The organism is Chitinivorax sp. PXF-14, from assembly GCF_040812015.1.
Taxonomy (GTDB): domain Bacteria; phylum Pseudomonadota; class Gammaproteobacteria; order Burkholderiales; family SCOH01; genus JBFNXJ01.
Genome location: NZ_JBFNXJ010000006.1, coordinates 18,462 through 37,523, shown reverse-complemented (window position 1 = coordinate 37,523; position 19,062 = coordinate 18,462). Strand labels below are relative to the sequence as shown.

At 58.7% G+C, this 19,062-nt stretch carries 20 protein-coding genes and 1 tRNA gene; 13 read left to right on the top strand and 8 right to left on the bottom strand.

Features of this window, described 5'->3' with window-relative positions; genetic code table 11:
• The first annotated feature begins 9 nt into the window (after positions 1-9).
• The 6 genes from ABWL39_RS09155 (at position 10) to ABWL39_RS09130 (ending at position 4,516) form a co-directional block, all read left to right on the top strand.
• Positions 10-1,119, top strand: a complete 1,110-nt coding sequence (locus ABWL39_RS09155) for a hypothetical protein (protein ID WP_367789434.1) — start codon at positions 10-12, stop codon at positions 1,117-1,119.
• Positions 1,103-1,912 carry a ferredoxin--NADP reductase gene (locus tag ABWL39_RS09150; RefSeq protein ID WP_367789431.1) on the top strand — a complete coding sequence of 270 codons (810 nt, stop codon included), beginning with the start codon at positions 1,103-1,105 and terminating at the stop codon, positions 1,910-1,912. Before ABWL39_RS09155 ends, ABWL39_RS09150 begins: the two co-directional genes overlap by 17 nt.
• 6 nt (positions 1,913-1,918) lie before the next feature.
• Positions 1,919-2,317: a hemerythrin domain-containing protein gene (locus ABWL39_RS09145; protein WP_367789427.1), complete on the top strand. Its 399-nt coding sequence runs from the start codon at positions 1,919-1,921 to the stop codon at positions 2,315-2,317.
• Between the two features lie 214 nt (positions 2,318-2,531).
• Positions 2,532-3,548: a site-specific integrase gene (locus ABWL39_RS09140; protein WP_367789424.1), complete on the top strand. Its 1,017-nt coding sequence runs from the start codon at positions 2,532-2,534 to the stop codon at positions 3,546-3,548.
• Positions 3,549-3,815: 267 nt separating this feature from the next.
• Entirely contained in the window at positions 3,816-4,112 is a 297-nt protein-coding gene (locus ABWL39_RS09135) for a type II toxin-antitoxin system MqsR family toxin (RefSeq protein ID WP_367789421.1), read from the top strand.
• Positions 4,113-4,114: 2 nt separating this feature from the next.
• A complete protein-coding gene (locus ABWL39_RS09130) occupies positions 4,115-4,516 on the top strand; it encodes a type II toxin-antitoxin system MqsA family antitoxin (protein ID WP_367789418.1) in 402 nt (133 codons plus the stop codon).
• Between the two features lie 86 nt (positions 4,517-4,602).
• Here the strand turns inward: ABWL39_RS09130 and ABWL39_RS09125 are convergent, their stop codons facing one another.
• From ABWL39_RS09125 to ABWL39_RS09115, 3 genes are read right to left on the bottom strand one after another with little or no spacing between them, the layout of a single operon-like run.
• On the bottom strand, positions 4,603-7,173 hold the full coding sequence (locus tag ABWL39_RS09125) for a toprim domain-containing protein (RefSeq protein WP_367789415.1): 2,571 nt from the start codon (positions 7,171-7,173) through the stop codon (positions 4,603-4,605).
• Positions 7,163-7,300, bottom strand: coding sequence for a hypothetical protein (locus ABWL39_RS09120; protein ID WP_367789412.1), 138 nt, complete (start codon positions 7,298-7,300; stop codon positions 7,163-7,165). Before ABWL39_RS09120 ends, ABWL39_RS09125 begins: the two co-directional genes overlap by 11 nt.
• A gap of 22 nt (positions 7,301-7,322) precedes the next feature.
• Complete coding sequence (locus ABWL39_RS09115; protein WP_367789409.1) at positions 7,323-7,511, bottom strand: hypothetical protein; 189 nt, start codon at positions 7,509-7,511, stop codon at positions 7,323-7,325.
• A 532-nt stretch (positions 7,512-8,043) separates the two neighbouring features.
• Here ABWL39_RS09115 and ABWL39_RS09110 point away from each other — a divergent pair.
• On the top strand, positions 8,044-9,075 hold the full coding sequence (locus ABWL39_RS09110; protein ID WP_367789407.1) for a hypothetical protein: 1,032 nt from the start codon (positions 8,044-8,046) through the stop codon (positions 9,073-9,075).
• Positions 9,076-10,561: 1,486 nt separating this feature from the next.
• On the opposite strand, the gene ABWL39_RS09105 is transcribed toward ABWL39_RS09110, so the two are convergent.
• The 3 genes from ABWL39_RS09105 to ABWL39_RS09095 all read right to left on the bottom strand — a co-directional run bounded on the left by ABWL39_RS09105 (position 10,562) and on the right by ABWL39_RS09095 (position 13,215).
• Positions 10,562-11,743, bottom strand: coding sequence for a CAP domain-containing protein (locus ABWL39_RS09105; protein WP_367789404.1), 1,182 nt, complete (start codon positions 11,741-11,743; stop codon positions 10,562-10,564).
• Between the two features lie 29 nt (positions 11,744-11,772).
• Positions 11,773-11,967 carry a hypothetical protein gene (locus ABWL39_RS09100; RefSeq protein ID WP_367789401.1) on the bottom strand — a complete coding sequence of 65 codons (195 nt, stop codon included), beginning with the start codon at positions 11,965-11,967 and terminating at the stop codon, positions 11,773-11,775.
• 315 nt (positions 11,968-12,282) lie between these two features.
• The gene (locus ABWL39_RS09095) at positions 12,283-13,215 is read right to left on the bottom strand and encodes a hypothetical protein (protein ID WP_367789398.1); all 933 of its coding nucleotides are present in this window, start codon (positions 13,213-13,215) and stop codon (positions 12,283-12,285) included.
• A gap of 385 nt (positions 13,216-13,600) precedes the next feature.
• Between ABWL39_RS09095 and ABWL39_RS09090 the strand changes: the two genes are divergently transcribed.
• Positions 13,601-13,996 (top strand): hypothetical protein, encoded by a 396-nt coding sequence (locus ABWL39_RS09090; protein ID WP_367789395.1) that lies wholly within the window; start codon positions 13,601-13,603, stop codon positions 13,994-13,996.
• Between the two features lie 116 nt (positions 13,997-14,112).
• Here ABWL39_RS09090 and ABWL39_RS09085 read toward each other — a convergent pair.
• Both ABWL39_RS09085 and ispB read right to left on the bottom strand, forming a co-directional pair.
• Positions 14,113-14,189 (bottom strand) — tRNA-Pro (locus ABWL39_RS09085).
• Between the two features lie 31 nt (positions 14,190-14,220).
• Positions 14,221-15,189, bottom strand: coding sequence for an octaprenyl diphosphate synthase (gene ispB, locus ABWL39_RS09080; RefSeq protein ID WP_367789392.1), 969 nt, complete (start codon positions 15,187-15,189; stop codon positions 14,221-14,223).
• Between the two features lie 181 nt (positions 15,190-15,370).
• Between ispB and rplU the strand changes: the two genes are divergently transcribed.
• The 5 genes from rplU (at position 15,371) to ABWL39_RS09055 (ending at position 19,059) form a co-directional block, all read left to right on the top strand.
• On the top strand, positions 15,371-15,682 hold the full coding sequence (gene rplU / locus ABWL39_RS09075) for a 50S ribosomal protein L21 (RefSeq protein ID WP_367789389.1): 312 nt from the start codon (positions 15,371-15,373) through the stop codon (positions 15,680-15,682).
• A 16-nt stretch (positions 15,683-15,698) separates the two neighbouring features.
• Positions 15,699-15,977: a 50S ribosomal protein L27 gene (rpmA, locus tag ABWL39_RS09070; protein WP_367789386.1), complete on the top strand. Its 279-nt coding sequence runs from the start codon at positions 15,699-15,701 to the stop codon at positions 15,975-15,977.
• Positions 15,978-16,142: 165 nt separating this feature from the next.
• Positions 16,143-17,300 carry a GTPase ObgE gene (gene obgE / locus ABWL39_RS09065; protein ID WP_367789383.1) on the top strand — a complete coding sequence of 386 codons (1,158 nt, stop codon included), beginning with the start codon at positions 16,143-16,145 and terminating at the stop codon, positions 17,298-17,300.
• Entirely contained in the window at positions 17,293-17,769 is a 477-nt protein-coding gene (locus ABWL39_RS09060; RefSeq protein WP_367789380.1) for an N-acetyltransferase family protein, read from the top strand. The genes obgE and ABWL39_RS09060 overlap by 8 nt, the downstream gene beginning before the upstream one ends.
• Positions 17,770-17,805: 36 nt before the next feature.
• Positions 17,806-19,059: a hypothetical protein gene (locus tag ABWL39_RS09055; RefSeq protein WP_367789376.1), complete on the top strand. Its 1,254-nt coding sequence runs from the start codon at positions 17,806-17,808 to the stop codon at positions 19,057-19,059.
• Positions 19,060-19,062 lie beyond the last annotated feature (3 nt).

The following is a 19,062-nucleotide window of genomic DNA, read 5'->3' as shown; positions in this document are numbered from 1 at the left end:
AAACCGATCATGACCAAGCTGCGCCCCGCGTACCGCCTCCCCCTGCTGGCGCTCGGCATGCTGTCGCTGCTGGGCGGCGTGCTTGCGGGGCTGGCCAGGCTGGCCTGGGGCGTGCCCGACATCGCCGCGGCGCAGGCCGGCCAGCACGGCGCCTTGATGATCGGCGCCTTCTTCGGCACCGTGATCAGTCTCGAACGCGCAGTTGCACTCGGCCGTGGCTGGACCTACGCGGCCCCTGCCGCTGCCGGCCTCGCGGGCCTAAGCCTGCTGGCCGGCCTGCCGCCCATCGTGGCGCAACTCGGCCTGATCCTGGCGGCCAGCCTGCTCTTCGCCGGCAGCCTGCTCGTCGTCAAGCAACTGCGCGCCGTCTTCACCACCGTACTGGCCCTGGGTGCGCTGTGCTGGCTGATCGGCGACCTGGCCTGGCTCGTGTCGGGCAATATCCTGCCGGCCATCCCGTGGTGGCTGGCCTTCCTGATCCTGACCATCGCCGGTGAGCGGCTCGAGCTGACCCGCTTCCTGCCCACGCCAACGGCGGCACAGCATGCCTTCGTTGTCATCGTCGCCGTCATTCTGGCGGGCGCCACCCTGAGCCTCTGGCTGCCGGCTGGGCTGACGCTCTATGCCGCGGGCCTGCTGGCGCTGGCCGTGTGGCTGGTGCGCCACGACATCGCCCGGCGCAACGCAAGGCAACGTGGCCTGACCCGTTTCATCGCACTGGCGCTGCTCGGGGGCTATGCCTGGCTGGCGCTGGCCGGCGTGCTCGGCCTTGCCGGCGCGTTCGAGCCCGGCCACCCATGGCGCGACGCCGCACTGCATGCGGTCGGCCTCGGCTTCGTGTTCTCGATGGTGATGGGCCATGCGCCAATCATCTTTCCGGCCGTCGCACGGGTGAAGCTGCCCTACCATCCGGCCTTCTATCTCCCGCTCGCAGGCCTGCACCTGTCGCTGCTATGCCGTACCGCGGGGCTCATCGACGGGCAGTTCGCACTCAGGCGCGAAGGCGGTCTGATCAACGCGATCATGCTGCTCGTTTTCGTCGTCACGATGGCGGCCAGCGTGTTCCGGGGCCGCAGGATGACAGGCAAACCGGTACCCCCCCATGAAACTCATCGCTGAGCCAGGTCAAGTCTCCCCCGCCCCGCCGGGCACCGGCGACAGGTGGACCCGCGAGCGCGTGCTATCGATCCGCCACTGGACGCCGATCCTGCTGTCGTTTCGCACCACCCGCTACGCCGGCTTCCGCTTCACGCCGGGGCATTACGCCAGGCTCGGCCTCACCGACGGCGCGGCGGGCAACACCGTCTGGCGCCCCTATTCGATCGTTTCCGCCAGCCATGCCGACTACCTCGAATTCCTGGCGGTACGCGTGCCGGGCGGCGCGTTTTCCGAGCGGCTGGCCACACTCAGCGAAGGCAATACGATTTTCGTCGAGAAACCGAGCTACGGTTTCATGACGCTCGACCAACTCGCGCCTGGCCGCGACCTGTGGCTGATCGCCAGCGGCACGGGGCTCGGCCCCTTCATCTCGATCCTGCAGGAACCCGACCTCTGCCAACACTTCTCGCGCCTGATCGTGATCCACAGCGTGCGCCACCATGCCGAACTTGCCTACCGGGATGACATCGCCTCGCTACAGCAGCAAGCGCTGCAGTCCGGCACCCGGCTGGAGTATGTGCCAATCGTCACGCGCGAGCCCGGCGTCGGCCTATTCGCCGCACGCATCCCGCTATTGCTCGACGATGGCCGGCTGGAGCGGCGCCTGGGCCCGCTCTCGGTGGCCGATTCACGCGTGATGGTGTGCGGCAACCCGGAGCTGACGGCCGCGCTGCGCCGCCAGCTGCTCGCCCGCGGCTTTGCCACCGCCAGGCGCGGCATCCCAGGGCAGATGGCATTCGAAAACTACTGGTGAACCACGATGAAACGGCACCCCGCACTGCAAACGCTGTCCCGCGAACATCACCACGCGCTGAAACTGGCCCGCGATGCAAGGCTGGCAGCCGTGTCGGGTGATGAGAGCGCGGTCCGATCATTGAGCGAACATATCGTCGCCTGGCTGGCCGGCGAGCTGGCGGCGCACTTCGATAGCGAGGAACGCGACGTGCTGCCGGCGCTGGCGTGTTCGGGCGAACAGGCAGCCGTCGCGCGTACGCTCGTCGAACACGCGGAACTGCGCCGCCTGGGGCAACTGTTGCAGACACCCGATGCAACGACGCTAATGCAGTTTGCGGAATTGATGAACGCGCACGTCCGCTTCGAAGAGCGCGAACTGTTTGAACTGGCGCAGGCCGGGCTACCCGCCCCACTTCCGGAGTAAACTGCGCCATCGGCTACGGCAAGTACAAAAAACAAAAACCGCATGGCGAACCATGCGGTTTTTGTCGTTGATTACTCAACTGTGTCTGGTCGGAGTGAGAGGATTCGAACCTCCGGCCTCTACGTCCCGAACGCTCAAGCATGCCCAATATTTGCAATGAGTTATACGGAAAAGTAGAATTATTGGGACATAATTGGGACAGAGAGCATACAGGATGGCCACAATCACGAAGCGCGGCGACTATCAGTGGCAAGTTAAAATTCGACGCAACGGATATCCGTCACAGAGCAGAACATTCGAGACCAAGGAGGCCGCAGAAAAGTGGGCGCGCTCAGTCGAGCGCGAAATGGATACAGGCGATTTCCTCGATCGTCGCGAGGCCGACAAAAATACCTTTGCCGCCATACTGAAGCGGTACCAGCGCGAAATCACGCCCTCCAAGAAGTGTGCGCCGATCGAAGCCATCAAGATCGATGTTTTATTGCGCGACGACATTGCCAAGGCGAAGATGTCGGCGCTCTCTGGCGTCCTCCTTGCGGAATGGCGCGACCGGCGCCTTAAAGCCGTATCATCGGCAACGGTGAATAGAGAAATCGATATCATTAGCGCTGTGATCAGCCAGGCCCGCAAGGAATGGGGCGTCCACATCGACAACCCGGTAGAACTAATTCGACGCCCCCCCAAGCCGAAAGGTCGCGAAAGGCGCCTTGTCGGTGATGAAGAAGCCAGATTGATGGCGGCGTTGAATGAAGCACCTCGTCGCCCTGATGGCACTTATGGTGGAGGCACCCGGAATCCATGGGTAAAGCCAATCGTGGTCTTTGCCATAGAAACGGCTATGCGCCGTGGTGAGATTTTGGCACTCCGCTGGGAGAATGTTGACCTTCATCGCCAGGTGGCGCACCTACCGGATACCAAGAACGGGGATTCGCGTGACGTACCGTTGTCACGGCGAGCCGTGGAAACGCTAAGGGCCATACCTCGCTCCATCTCTGGCACCGTCTTCCCCGTCACCCCTAACGCATTGAAAAAGGGCTTTGAGCGGGCAGTAGACCGTGCCGGCATGGACGATTTTCACTTTCACGACTTACGGCACGAGGCAGCGTCAAGACTTGCAGAAAAGCTAGCAAATGTCCTGGAGCTTTCTGCCGTAACAGGGCACAGAGATTTGCGGATGCTGAAGCGGTACTATCATCCTCGAGCGGAAGACCTTGCCCGCAAACTGGGCTAGCCTGATTCCAGCAGACAGTTCCGATTGTTACCATTAACTATAGTGGCCGATGTTATCGAGCCGCTACAGGTAGCGATTAGGTCGACCTGACTTGTGAGTTTCGGAACGCCGACTACGAAGGCGTTCACGTATTGTGCGATCGAGCAGCCGCTTTCTGGAAGTTGTCCTCAGCACGCCGTTCGATGGCCCCATGGATAAGGCGGAACCGCCGAAATCTCCGAAGCTAACCAACTTGCCAAAATAAACCAACTAGGTTAGGGTGTGTCTATGGAGAAACGAACCCCGCATTGCAAGCTGTCAGTCGTCAAAGTCTTGGTAGAGGCTGGCAAGGTGCGCACCACGCATGCGGCGCGAGTCGGCGCCAACGAGTTGGGGCTTGCCTTCTCCGACATGCTGGACGTTGTGATGGCACTGACGCCGGCGGACTTCTACAAGAGCATGACCACCCATGCCGATCACACGGTATGGCAGGACGTGTACCGCCCCAGCACGCAGGCGGGCGATGTGTACCTGAAGCTAACGGTCATTGATGACGTGCTGATCGTGTCCTTCAAGGAGCTATGACCATGAAATGCCCTGTTTGCGGTGCGGCGGAGCTGATCCACGACACGCGCGACCTGCCCTATACCTACAAGGGCGAAACCACCGTCATCGCAGCGGTGACGGGCGATTTCTGCCCGGCCTGTGCCGAGTCTGTCTTGGACGCGGCGGAATCGAACCGCGTCATGCGAGAAATGAGCGCCTTCTCCAAACAGGTGAACGCGGCCATCGTCGACCCTGGCTTCATTATGAATGTGCGCAAGAAGCTCGACCTCGACCAGCGGGAAGCTGCCGAAATCTTTGGCGGCGGCATCAATGCCTTCTCTCGCTACGAAAACGGCAAGACCAAGCCGCCGCTGGCCTTGGTCAAGCTGTTCAAGCTGCTGGATCGCCACCCCGATCTGCTCGACGAAGTTAGAACCGCCTGATAGGCCGGAAAACATCTGTTTTCCGGCACTCACTTGCCAGCGTCAGGGCCGGCCACCTCGAGGCGAGAAACAAATAAACAAACAAATTAACGTGGCTGCCGCTTGACCATCCGCCGCCCGCCGCGCAGCTCGTCATTCCAGTCTTTTGCCGTCGGCTTCAGCCGGCCGACCGCCGCACCTTCTGGCGCCAGGTCGTGGATCTGCTTGGCCAGGGCGTGACCAGGCTCATCGTTGTCAGTGCCGATCAGGATCTGTGCCCCGCGCTCCGCCACCTTGGTGAGCAGCCGCCGCAACAACTCACGTTGCTCATCGTTCATCGCGCCGCCAACGCTGATGAAGCCGGCGCTGGCCTCATCTGGATTCATCTGTGACAGGCTCAGCGCGTCGATCGCGGACTCGACGATTACGATCTTGTCGGCTACCGTTATGTTTGCGGACATCCAAAGCGACTTGGAACCGCCGGCCGAAAAGCCGGTGAAGTCTGCATTTTTCATTTCGAAGCCGCTGAACCCATCTGCATCGCGGTGCGGAAAAATTGCGTTTCCGCGTGCGTCGATGCGGACTACGCTGGCAAAACGGGGGTCTTGCAACGTGGTGCGGGCGATCTGGCGCTCGCGTTCGAGGTAGGGGTGGCCATCGCTGGCCAATGACGCTTGCGCCAGGGCCACGGCCACGCGCTGTCGATCGCGTGTCGATGCCTGTGGCTTGCTCGTAGCACCTGCCAGGCGTGGCTGATAGGTCGACGACGAAGGGCACCAGATGCGCAGACGCTTGCGCAACTGGCCGAGACTGATATGCTCGCGGCGCTGCACGAAATCGATAATGCTGCCATTGTCACGATCATCGCGAATCGAGAAATAGATGCCGTGTCCGTCCTGGTCGGTCGCAATCACAATCTTGTCGTCACCACTTCGCATGACAACTGAGGCCCGGCTGCTTTCGCGGCGGTCGACCTGGTAACCGCATGATTGCGCGAACTCGACAAGGTTGATGTCGGTTTTGAACCGGCGCAACTCATCGTCACGTTGCATTTTCAGCCTTCCGCGAGCTCGATCAGCGTTTTGTTCAAGGCGTTGAGCTTGGCGCTCAAGCTGTCGATTTGCTCGGCCAAGCTGAAGACTCGATTCGACAGCTGCTGATTCTGCTGCAGCAGCTGCTGCATGTCCGCGTTGTACTGCGTCGACAGCTCCGCCAACGCGAAGCTCAAGGATTGTTCTAGCTCGGTCATCTAGAAGTCTCAATCGGGTGCGTAAGCGGTGCAGCGCGTGATAGAGATTTGCAAGTCGCGAAATAGCGCGCGACAGAACAGCGTCACCTCGTTTTCGATGGACTGCGACATCACGCGATGCTGACAGGACAGGCATGCGCTTTGGCCTAATTCTTTGGCCAACTCGGATTCGGCTACGATCAGTTGTGCCACGGCGCCAGGCTTCAAAGTGTCTGACATTCGATTTCCTCTCTTCTGTTATTGGATCCGCCGGCAGGGCTGCGCCGGTCCGTTGCTCTGTAATTGACAGGTCGTCCAGCCCGGGTTGGTGATGATCAAGTACTTCCCGCTCGGCGTGCTTCGAATCGTTGTCGTCGCTGAAAATAGCTCCGCTGGTAGCCAGATCCAGGTCAACAGCACGGCCGCCAAGCAGGCCAGCAATGTTGTCAGCAATGGGATTTTCATCAGCCAAATCAGCTTTCGATTGTTCTGCTGGATCTGTTGATTGAGCAGGTTCTGCTGTTGCGTCAACATCGCTGACAAGCCTCGTTGATGCTGCGTCAGCGCGGTGTGAGCGGCTTGCGTAGCGTTCCTGGTTGTAGCTAGCGCGGCGTTCGATAGCTGCGTCAAGCCGCTCTCGAGCTCGTTCAGCTGCTTCCGTGTCAACTCCTCGATCGCCTGGCGCTCTTTCTCCGCTCGCTGTATCAGCCTTTGCGAGATGGCTTGGGTCGAAGTGTCGTTCATAGAAAAGTCCTTTCAATCGCACGGGCCGCTCAGCGCCGGTCGGGCGCACGCTGATGTAGTCATCGGCTTCGCGCGTGATTTCGCCAATTTGACTGAGATAGTTGACAAGAGAGGCGCGATCGACGATCAAGCTGGCCTCGATCTGCTGCGTCACCAGGCGATGTAAAACCACTTTCAGTTCTCGATGTGGCAAAGATGCCAGCGCGCCTGGTTGTAGCGTTCGAGCGTGCGCCGGATCGTCCGGCCGGGCCCAGCTGTGCTTGTGGTTGAGGCTGTCGCGGAGCGGGTCATACGCTGATTCCCAGCCCGGCGGGGCCGGGTTATATGACAACCCGGTCTCAAGGTCGACGCGCGCGGTGATGATGTGGATATGAGTCGATCCGTCGTCGTCGATGTGCTGAACGGCGGTCCAGCTGAAACGGCTTTCGTCGAGGCCGGCGAAGGCGACGTTGGCGAAGCCATTCAGTGTTTCTTCTATCTGTGCGGCGGTCGGCCGGTCGGTGGGGGCCCACGCGACAACGGCGGAGCTGTAGCGCCAGGCGTTGTTCGAGCTGTTCGCCACTTGGGCGACTAGCTGCGGGTTGCCGCGCAGCACGCGGACACCGGCGCGGGCGCGTGGCTGGCCGAGGTGGTCGTGTGACGCAAGCAAATAGTTGATCGCTCGTCGCGCGTCGCCACGACCATGCCCGAGAAATTTAATGTGCATCGGCGGCGGACTCGCGGGCTTCAAGCAGGCGAGACATCTCGCGCTCGAACGCGTTGAGTCGGACGAGAACTGTCAGCGTATCCGCTTGATTTTTATACGTGTTCACCCACCTCGCGATTTGATTCAAATTATTTCCAATTTTCGCGAGCTCACGAATCAAATCGGCATCTACTGCCCCCCGACCGACGGCGCGGCGGGCTGCCGGCGATTTCGCTCGATAGCCGGCGGCGAATGAGGTCAGAAAGCGTGAGCTGTTCCGACTCGGCGAGCGCTCGCCATTTCTCGCGCTCGGTATATGAGACGCGGATTATCAGCTGTTTCGTGCGTTCTTCGATCATTTCCTTTTCCTGCCACCCGGCCGCCGTGGCGGCGATTTTTGGGGGATCAAAGGGGGCTTGCCATCTTTGCCGGCCCCACGTATATGCGCGGAGCGTATATACGTGGGTAGGCTGGCTTGCTTTTACATTCGTCATTCGTTTAATTAATCATGACGGCAGACAATAGTCAAACTTATTATGCTTAAAAATTGAAAATGTCAAATTTAATTCTGTTTTGATTTTTAACGTGCAGTCTGCTCCGATTTTAGCTAAAACTATCAAGCTAAAACAATGACTTGATTGATTTTTCAGCTTGACGTTTTTCAGTTTTAAAAGGCGGGCGGTAGGAAAGAGAAATTTGCCATTCTTTGATCAATATCTCCTTCCACAAAAATTAACACACTGAATTAATTAATAAAAATAGCTTTTCTTTGTCGCCGGATCGGTATAGCCTATTAAAATATTAGAATGTGCGCATTGTGACGCGTCACATTTAATATTTTTGTGTTGGCACCAATGCCAACTAGTAGCTATTAAAATGGGGTAAATTGATATGTTTGAAGCAACGTTTGGCATTGATGCCAATCAGAATGGCATTGATCAAAATCTGGTCGATGAAATTGGAAAAGTGGCGGCGATTTACGCGCGAAAAGCGGATCGTTGTCTTGAAATCGGCGACGATGAATTAGCTCATTTTCATCTTTACACCGCCGGCGCCGCCGCGCGTTTGGCCAACAGGCCCGCCGCACCGGCCGCCGGCGCGGTGCCAAAACGAAATTTCGGCAACATGTTCGCGAACGAAGCGTTTGAGAACGGCTGGCTCGACGCCGACCCGATTGCGCAACAGATCGTTGCGCAGTCGGGCATTGATCTAGCCGTTCTGCGCGAGTTCAGCAGCGCGCGCGGCGATGAGAAAGAGCTGCATCAACAGCTAAGCAAAGCGCGCGATGCATATAAACAACTTCGATGTTTGCCTTCGCTTGACGAATATCGAAAAAAAGCGCGCGAGATCAGCCAGCGCGAGCAAATTTCGTATTCAGCCGCGGCTGAGCGTGTGATGCCAGCCGACGCGATGATGAAAAACGATGTGGCGCGTAGCGCGATCGAACTGACTCGCTCGCACTGCCGTGCTGCGCGCGCGCTTATCAGCACCCGCCGTGCTGGCTCTCGCCCGCCTCGGAATGGCGCAAGTGCGCCGGGTCGCGATGGGCTGTTGTCTGATTTGATGAACGTCGAAGAGTTAAGTCAAAGATTGAGCTGGCAGTCGCAATGCCAGCAGCCGATCTTCGATGAGCTGACTCAACTGCTCGAGTCGCTGCAAAGCGTGAAAAAGCACTTCGAAAGTGCAGATATTTTGCCGCGCGACGAGCTGCGCGAGCTCGCGCGTCTTGCTCTCGCGAGCAACGAAGACGCGCAAAAACACTTCGAAAATACAAACGTCATTCAAGCCGCAACAGATCTCACGCGAGATCTGGCCGACACGATCCTCGCACTTTTGCGCGGCCTCATAAATGGCGTGCAAAGTACTGTCGAAGAGTCAGATGCGCGGCCAGCTGCAGCGCGGCCGGCACTTCGTCCGCGCTAATCAAAAGAGGATTCGCAGATGAAAAAAGCATTGATCCTCGCGTGCGCCGCCGCCCTCGTGCCGGCGGCGGCGCAAGCCGGCATGTACCCCGATTCGACTTCGTTTTCCGCCAACAACCATTTGGCGCCGGCATGTACTGCGTCAGCACCGGCCAACGGCTCGGTTGGAACCCCGCTCACCGTCAGTGCCTCCTGCTCGCCGGCGGCCAGCAGCTATGCCTGGACGGCGACCAATGGCACCACGCCGTCGGGCGCTTCCAGCAACATCACGCCGGCGGCGGCAGGCACCTACACCTACACGGTCACCGGCACCAACGCCAACGGCGCGGGCTTGTCGTCCGCGCCGGTGACGGTCAACGTGGTGGCAAGCACGCCGGTTTGCACGATCTCCTTTTCGTCTATCCTTGGAAATGGCGGGTCCCCGTACGCTGTGACAGCAACGTGTTCCGGAAGTCCGACGAACTATGACTGGTCGGCGTCAACCGCCCCAACAAAGCCAGCGGCCGGCGCCGCCAGTGGCAATGTTAGCCTCCCTGGACCAGCAACCTATGCTTTTACAGTAAGGGCTTATAACGCTAATGGCTGGGGGTCTCCTGCAACCAATACATTGTGTGTTGGTGCCTATACCACCCAAATAGTTAGTTGTCCAGTTGGTTATACCGGAAATGTCGTGCAGAGACAGGACTATTCTTGTGCTACCGCATCTTGGGGGGCGTGGTATAACGTTGCTAATTCTTGCACCCCTTACACTCCGCCTGCGTGCACGGCGACCAGCGAAACGCAGACCGTCAGCTGCGCAGCAGGCTACACGGGTTCGATCACGCAGCAACGGAACTACACCTGCCCGGCGGCATCGTGGAGCAGCTGGTATACCACCAGTACTACCTGCGCGCCGATTTGTACCCAACGTAGTGAGACACAGTCCGTCGCTTGTTCGGCGGGTTATACCGGTTCAATCACCCAGCAACGTGACTACACCTGCCCGGCGGCATCGTGGGGGGCTTGGACTACGACGAATAATGGTTGTGTGGCACAGGTGCATCTATATCGAGTCGGGAAGACAACTTGCACATCTGGTAAGAACGCCACGTGCACATACACGGAATACTTTGTGACCAGCACATCTGCGCCGGCGAGTCCTGGTGGTAGCGTTGGTAGTAGATTGATCTATGCCGCCGTGAATGATTTGGGGGTATTTGGTGGGAGCGCCATTCCCCGCGCTGGAAGTTGTGGTGGTAGCGATACTGTTATGCCGCCTGGTAACTGCATTGCCCCAGGTCTGGCGGGATGGAGTCTGCCGTACCCATATAAGGTTCCTTATGGCCAACCAAATGGTGCTTCGCAGGGGGTGAGTGGGTGGTGGGAGCAAATTGACCCGCAATCCAATATCTATCTTTGTCAACAAGGAATTGAATGTGCCGGTGGCACATAAGCCCACCTCAGAAACGCAAAAAGCCCTGGCGAACCAGGGCTTTTCTTTGGCTTGGTTATTTGGTCGTGAACGACCAGGTTTTGCTAATCACCGTACCGTCGATCTTGCCCTTGAAGGTTGCTGTATAGGTGGTGCCAGCAGAGAGGGCCGTCAACGGGAAGGCCGCCGCTACATATTCGCTACCGACAAACCCTTGATTTGGATCCGACACCACCGCCGTTGTACTACCAATCACCGACTTCGGCTCCACGAGGATGCGAACGGCAACGGGGCTGTTAGCGCCCGCAGTGAGCGTGAACTGATCTACGGTGAGCAGTTTGCCACCCGCCATCACGGTAATCGGGCTGCCGGCCGCGGCACCATTCACCGTCAAATCGGGGACCGGGTTCGGCATTTCACCATAGAAACCCGTTGCAGCGCCCGTTGCACCGTCAACCGGGTAGACCACCAGCGCGCCAGCCGGTAAAGCCTGCACCTTGTCCAGCGCGCCGAACTCGACGGCACAGGTTGCCACCTTGAGTGTCGTGGTCTGATTCGTGCCGAGAATCTGAAGCGTGGAATCATAAGGAATCAACGCAATACCGACATCCATTTGCTGAGACAACAACGAAACCCGGTGATACCAGGTGTTCAACAAGTTGTTGACACACATCGTCCCGGTGTCCACACCATTCGTGGTTTCCCACGGCAGACCATTCAAAATCTCGCCGGCAGCGCTTACCAGCGGGCCGGTATACCCCGCGTAGGCATGACGTTCCCAAGGCGCATGGCCGGTGTAACCTGGCCAGGTCGGGTCTTCATAGTGTGCCCCCATTTCAGGGTAAGCGGGGTCAGGAATGCTCAAACCATAACCCGGCGTCTTTGCATAGTTGCCGTTCAAGTCATTCAGCATCATGTAGTTGCTGTGATTCCACGCAGCCTTGTCAAGCAGCGCATTTTGCGCCAGCAGGCCCACGCCAGCCGCCTTGCGCGCAGCATTGATGGCATTGAATGCACTCAGCGCCTCGGCAGTGTAGGTCGGGGTCGGCACGGAGGTCACAAATGGCACCACCGTTGCAGTCGTCGGCGCGGTTGGAGTTGTGGGCGTAGTCGGGGTTGTCGGCGTAGTGGGTGTGGTCGGATTCGTCGGCGTAGTCGTACCCGTCGAACTCGAGCTGCCACCACCACCGCCGCCACAAGCAGACAGCACGGCAGCAGTCATCACGGAAACAACAAGAGCGGAATAATTCGTTTTCATATCCGAAATTTCTTTTTAATTGATTGTTTTTAAATGCGTTTCATTTTCGCGAGGCTGGCTGCTTGCGCGTACAACTCGGCCTCCCGCAAAAGAGCCGGATTGACCCGCCGAACGACGAGCGGCGCGTTCAAGCAGTGTTTGAGAATTGCATCAGGATCGAGTACGCCGATCATATCGAGCTCGAATTCCCAATTTTCGAAAATGTCAATATCTTGCTGGTTCATTGCCTTCCCCGGCCACTGAATTAGCCCCAATTATATCATGATTGGTGAATGTATATGGCTTTTAATTATTATTTATATCAATAAAATCAAATGCTTGATATGGAGAAAATATATTGTTTTGTGGCTTTATCTGGGTGTGATGCGCAGTTCGAATGCACACTTTTTTTGCAAAACTGAATAGCAATTTTTGAGCGGCGCAGCTCAAAAATTGCAGAAAATAGTTGTCGCCGGATGACGACTCATACTTGACGAGAGGAGCGGCCCGCCGCCCGCGCGGCGCCGGGGAGGGCGAGGGGCAGGCGCCCCTCGCCTTGCTTACTCGCTCGCTTGTTCTTGTTCGGCGTGAAGATTGGAGAAATATTTTTCTCCGCGTTTTTGATGCTCAGACGCCTTTTGCTGTTGCTCTTGTATCCAATTCATCACGCAAGAGAGAGGCGATTTGGCATCGCTTTGTCGCAATAGATTCAATCCTTTTTGCGCATCATCTTGCTCAATTTGACTCTTCTTCAGCTCTTGCTCGATCAACACTCTATCGCTCTTGCTGAGCCAGCCGGGCCAACGCAGACAGCTGCTACTGTTACTACTACTTTTATTGATACCACTACTACTACTGTTATGTGCAGCGCCAGGCGGATAGGATATCGATACCGTATCCGCCGGTCGCGATATCATATTCACCCCCTTCTGTTGCAGATCGGACAGAAAATCCTGCCTCCAGCGCAGCGGCATCGCTTCGATTTGCTCGAGCGCTCGAGCTCGCAATTTTGGCCCTGAGATTTGACGAACGACGTTATGCTTCCACCATATTTTGACCCAGACGAATCCACTCTGCTCGTCCCAGTCAATCAGCCCACACTTGATCAGCCGACGCAAGACCTGCGCCAATTGTTCTTCCGTCCAGCCGATCTGTGCCGCGGCAACCCTCGGTACTAGCTCATACACTCCGATGATGTTACTAAATGTGCTTGTGAGTAGATAAATGAGAACCATTCGATCTTCTGTTGTTAAATTTATCAGTTGATTGCTGCACCAAAACTCGCTGTCCACGATTGTCCGCTGCCTCATTTTGCCACCCCCCGGCTCGCAGCTTTTGTCGGCCTGCCCCGCCGCGGCCGCGGGGTGGCGGCTATCACCTGCCCTTTGCCAATCCACGCAAGCACATCCTCCTCGTACCAACACAGTCGGCGGCTGTGTGGCATTTTGAATGGCCGCGGTATCAGATGTTGATATTTTTGATTTGAGACGCACGTCCGGATCGTTGTCGCAGACTTGCCGATTAATTCCCCCAACTCTTCGATAAAAATGATTTTTTTCACTTTGTGCACCTCATCAATTCGATGAAGCACATTATCGACATTAATGACGCCCTATATCAAAGCGCATATATTACGGGTAGTATCAAGCCTCACACATTTTATTGCCCTACCCACAAATGAAGAGATCAAAAGGCCGGCCAGCAATATCTACACAAGAGACGGCCGCCCGCCAGCCCCTGTATCCAGTGTGGGCGACAGACATCAAAAGCGGCGCGCGGCTGTCAAGCAAGCAACTTGAAATAGAGTTGGAAATCGGTTCGCGCGATGGCCGGACGTGGCGAACTTGGATGGCTGGCACACGCTATCCGACACCAACCATGTTCGCCGACATCACAGCAGAAGCCAGCCGCCGGGGCTGGCTACAAGATAAGGGCTATCAAATGCACGTTCTGCGTGCGCTAGCCAGCGACGGGCAGCAACGCGACGAGCGTGAAGTGGCCGCACTTGAAAGCGAACTTCAAAAAATTCATGACGCTGAGGAGATGCACCACCTGCTCAGCCCACTTCGCCAATTCGTCATGATTTTGGCGTCAAATGCCCGCGACACCGGCTTTGAAAAAGCTGATTTCGAAAGGAGTGCGGCTCAATGCCTAGCCAAAGCCATCGAAGCAGATTTTATGAAACCACAAGAAGAGCTGCGCAGAGAAATTGAAAAAAGGGCCTTACCGGCCCTTACATCGCTATTCACAAGAATATCGAATACCTACGAGTAACCATTCACTTCTGCTGGGACAATCGTGGGACATCCCAAAACAGATTTGGCGATGAATGGTCATTCATGCCGAGTCAAATCAATATCGATAACCAACTGATTTAACTGGAAAAATCCTGGTCGGAGTGAGAGGATTCGAACCTCCGGCCTCTACGTCCCGAACGTAGCGCTCTACCAGGCTAAGCTACACTCCGATTTGCTTGTTCGCAGATGTTCGGCGATCTATCAAGAACGTCGCTCAATTGCGAAGAGGCATAATTCTAGCAGAGCATCCTTATGTTGTGAAGGGGCAATTACAGAAAGCCGCTGCGCGGCCTGGGCCGCCACCTGTCTTGCGCGCTCCATCGCGTAATCGAGCGCACCGCAGCTTTGCACCGCCTTGAGGATCACGGCAAATTCATCGCGCCCGCCCTGCTCGATCGCTTGGCGCACCAGCGCGGATTGTTCCGCCGTGCCGTGCTTCATCGTGTAGATCAGCGGCAGCGTGGGCTTGCCCTCGGCCAGATCGTCGCCGAGATTCTTGCCGATCTCCTCGGCGTCGCCGGTATAGTCGAGCACGTCGTCGACAATCTGGAAGGCCGTCCCGAGCAGCATGCCATATTCGGCGATCGCCTGCTCCTGCTCGGCCGTCGCTCCGCCGACGATGCCACCCAGCCGCGTCGCCGCCTCGAACAGCTTGGCCGTCTTGAACTGGATCACCTGCATATAGGCGTCTTCGTCGACATCGGCATTATGCACGTTGAGCAGCTGCAGTACCTCGCCCTCGGCGATGACGTTGGTGGCATCGGCAAGCACTTCCTGCACGCGCATCGAACCGATCTTGACCATCATCTGGAAAGCGCGCGAGTAGAGGAAATCGCCGACGAGCACGCTGGCTGCGTTGCCGAACAGGTTGTTGGCCGTCTCACGACCGCGGCGCAGGTCGGATTCGTCGACCACGTCGTCGTGCAGCAGCGTCGCGGTATGGATGAATTCCACCACCGCCGCCAGGTCGAAATGATGCGGCCCCGGATAGGCGAACGCACCGGCTGACAGCAGCACGAGCGACGGCCGCAGGCGCTTGCCGCCGCTATTGATAATGTATTCGGCAATCTGGCGTACCAGCACCACATCGGAATGCAGGTTGCGACGAATGGAGTCGTCAACGGCACGCATATCGTCGGCGATGAGGGTGCGGACTTTTTCTATCGACACGAGCAGGCCTTAAGAATTTCGTTCAGGATAGGCGCGAACCGGGCGCCTAGAGAGCGGGACGCATCATATCAGAAATCCGTGATGCCCGGAAAATTTGACCTGCTTCAAACACTTAAATATAATGCGCGATTCTTCGCCTTCGGGTGGAGTGATCTTTGCATTTAATCTCGGAGCAAACAGCATGTACGCGGTCATAAAAACCGGCGGCAAACAGTATAAGGTTGCCATCGGCGAAAAACTCAAAGTAGAACAGATACCGGCAGACATCGACTCCCAAATCGTACTGGATCAAGTACTGATGGTAGCCGATGGTGAAGACATTGTTCTGGGCACCCCCGTGGTGGCCGGCGCGACCGTCAAGGCAACCGTGGTTTCCCACGGCCGTGGCGAAAAAGTCCGCATCTTCAAGATGCGTCGCCGTAAGCACTACCAGAAGCGTCAAGGTCATCGTCAGAACTTCACCGAATTGCGCATCGACGCAATCGAGAAGTAAGCGAGGAGCGTGAAACATGGCACACAAAAAAGCAGGCGGTAGTTCCCGTAACGGCCGCGACTCCCATTCCAAACGTCTGGGCACCAAGGTATACGGCGGCGAGTTGATCCCCGCTGGTTCGATCATCATCCGTCAGCGTGGCACCCAGTTCCACCCGGGTGACAATGTCGGCATCGGCAAGGACCACACCCTGTTCGCGAAGGTCGACGGCACCGTCGAATTCGTGGTCCGGGGCGCGCTGAAGCGCAAGACGGTCAACGTCGTTCCCTTCGAGCACGCTGAAGAACTGGCTTAAGTTCTCAGGCTCGAGCAGTAAGAAGCCCTATCATATCGATAGGGCTTTTTCATTTCTTTACCCGCCATCTCCGCCGCACGGTGCGGATGGCCGAATCGACCAGAGTTCGCTCCAGAGCGCACCCCAGGGTGTGTTGTCGAGCGGACTTTAGCGGCGGAGGACGCCATGAAATTCATCGACGAAGCAAAAATCGAAGTACTCGGCGGCAAGGGCGGCAACGGTTCCGCCAGCATGCGCCGCGAAAAATTCGTCCCCAAGGGCGGCCCTGACGGCGGCGACGGCGGCCGTGGCGGCAGCGTGATCGCGGTGGCGGACATCAACGTCAACACCCTGGTCGACTACCGTTTCGTCAAGAAATACCTGGCACGCAACGGCGAAAACGGCCGCGGCGCCCAGTGCTACGGCAAGGGCGCGGACGATATCACGCTGCGCATGCCGGTCGGCACGCTGATTACCGACGCGATCACCGGCCAGGTCGTCGCCGACCTGACGCACGATGGCCAGACGGCCATCCTTGCCCATGGCGGCAAGGGCGGCCTCGGCAACATGCACTTCAAGTCCTCGGTCAACCGCGCCCCGCGCCAGTTCACCCACGGCGAGGAAGGCGAGCACCGCGAGCTGAAGCTCGAACTGAAGGTGCTGGCCGATGTGGGCCTGCTCGGCATGCCCAATGCCGGCAAGTCCACCTTCATCCGCGCCGTGTCGGCCGCCCGCCCGAAGGTAGCGGACTACCCGTTCACCACGCTGCACCCCAACCTGGGCGTGGTACGCGTCGATCACAACCACAGCTTCGTGATCGCCGACATTCCCGGCCTGATCGAAGGCGCGGCAGAAGGTGCCGGCCTCGGCCACCGCTTCCTCAAGCACCTGCAGCGCACCGGCCTGTTGCTTCATCTGGTCGACCTAGCCCCGTTCGATGACAGCGTGGACCCGGTACAGGAAGCCCAGGCCATCGTCGAGGAGCTGCGCAAGTATGATGAAGACCTCTACCGCAAGCCGCGCTGGCTGGTGTTGAACAAGCTCGACATGGTCGAGGACGACGAGCGTCTGGCCAGGATCGAGGATTTCCTCCAGCGCTATGGCTGGCAGGAAGGCAACCCGCTGGCCGACTTCGACCCCTACGCGCCGCGCTACTTCACGATCTCGGGCCTGACCGGTGACGGCTGCCAGATGCTGTGCCAGAGCATCATGGAATACCTCACCAACCTGCGCGAACTGAAGAAGCGCGAGGCCGCTGCCGCCCAGCAATCGCTGGAAGCCGCACGCCGTGCGGAGCTCGACGATACGCCGATGATCGATGGCGTAGACTCCGCCGATGCCTGAACTGGCGATCCGCCCGTTCGAGCGCCAGGACGCTGATGCGGTACTGGCGCTCTACCGGGAGCTGCACAGCCATCACGAGGCCGCCGTCCCACACCTCAGCGAACTCGATGTCGGCCCAGCCAACGAAGCGGCTCTGCTCGAACGGACGGATAAACCTGGCAGCATTTTTCTGCTTGGCTGCTTGAACGGCACGGTGGTCGCCATGCTGCACGGCACGATGGGCGAATCCAGTTCACCATTCCTGCGTCCTCATCCGCTGTTTTCGATCCATACCGTTACGGTGACGCGAGCGCATCGCGAGCAAGGTATCGGGCGCAAGCTCACCGAACAGGCGCTGGCCCAGGCCAGAGCCGCTGGTGCGCAGGCAGTGGAGCTGTCGGCATTTTCGTTCAACGAAGCGGCGATCGGTCTTTATCGCAGCCTCGGTTTCGAGCCCTGGATCACACGCCTGCGCCAATCGCTGAGCTGAGCATTTCACTCAGCACGCAATGTTACAATCGCCGCCATGCAAGACAACCTGCTCGCCGAATTCTTCAAACCCGGCGTCGAACTCGCCGACCTGCCCACCCTCTTCCCGCTGCTGCGCGCACGCGAGGCGCTGAACGCCTTCATCACGCTGTTCCGTGGCGGTGACGACGAGGTGCTGGTGCGGCTCATGATCCTGCGCGAGATCGGCGCACGTGCCGACGCGCCGCGCTGGAGCCCGCAGGAGCTGCGCGCCACCTTTGCCTATGTCGATCCGACCAAGCTCAACACCGTGCTGCACCGCCTGCGCGAGAACGAGCTCCTGGTGTGGGACAACGACGAGGCGGTATACCAGATCAGCTCGGCCGGGCGCATCGCACTAGCGGCAATCTCGACGCTGCTCGGCTTCAGCGAGGACGAGGATGCCGAGCTCGGCTTCATCACCTCGCAGGTCGCGGCGGGCCAGGCCGTCGGCAAGGTGTCGGTGGAAACGCTGCAGCACCTGTTGGGGCGTCTCAACGAGCTGCAGAGCGAGTTCGAGCAGGCCGTGCTGTCGGCCTCGGAATTCGTGATTCGCGCGGCGCAGAAGAAACTCGGTTCGGTCTGGCGCTGGGTCGAGAAAGGCACCGAGATCATCCGCGCGATCACCGCCGACGAAGAGCTCGACGGCGCCACCCATCGCGTCGCCCAGGCCATCGGCCAGGCGCAGAGCCGCATGCTGCGCATGACTGCGGTGTTCCAGCGCACGCTGAACAGCATCCAGTCGCAGCGCGTGCACCTGGGCGAATCGGGCCTGACCTCGACCGACATCGCGGCCTGGTTGCGCAAGCAACCGGTCGACCGGCTCTCGCCGCTGACGGCCGGCGTCGTGCATGCCCACCCCGAGCCGATCTTCGTTACCGAATCCGAGATGCTCGACGTGGCCGAATACGAGCTGCTCGAACGCGAGCGCGAGAAGCACCGCGAGGCGGTCATCCCCGCCGCGCAGGAGGCCCCGACCACGGGCCGTGTCGAGGCCGAGCGCCTGATCTTCGCCGAATCGTTCCGCGACGGGCTCGGCGACATTGCTGCATCGACCCCGCTGGCCGACGTGGTACTCGGCGACAATTACGCGCTGACCGCCTACCGCATGTCGCTGCTCGCCCTGCTCAACGACCCCGAGAGCCAGGCGCTGAGCGGCCCCGTCGCCGACATCGCGCGCCTGCCGCTCAAGCTCAACATTGCCGGCGAGCTGGCCCAAGTCTGCCGCAACGGCGTGGCCGCGCTCAGCGTCGGCGACGTCGAGCCGCGCTGAACC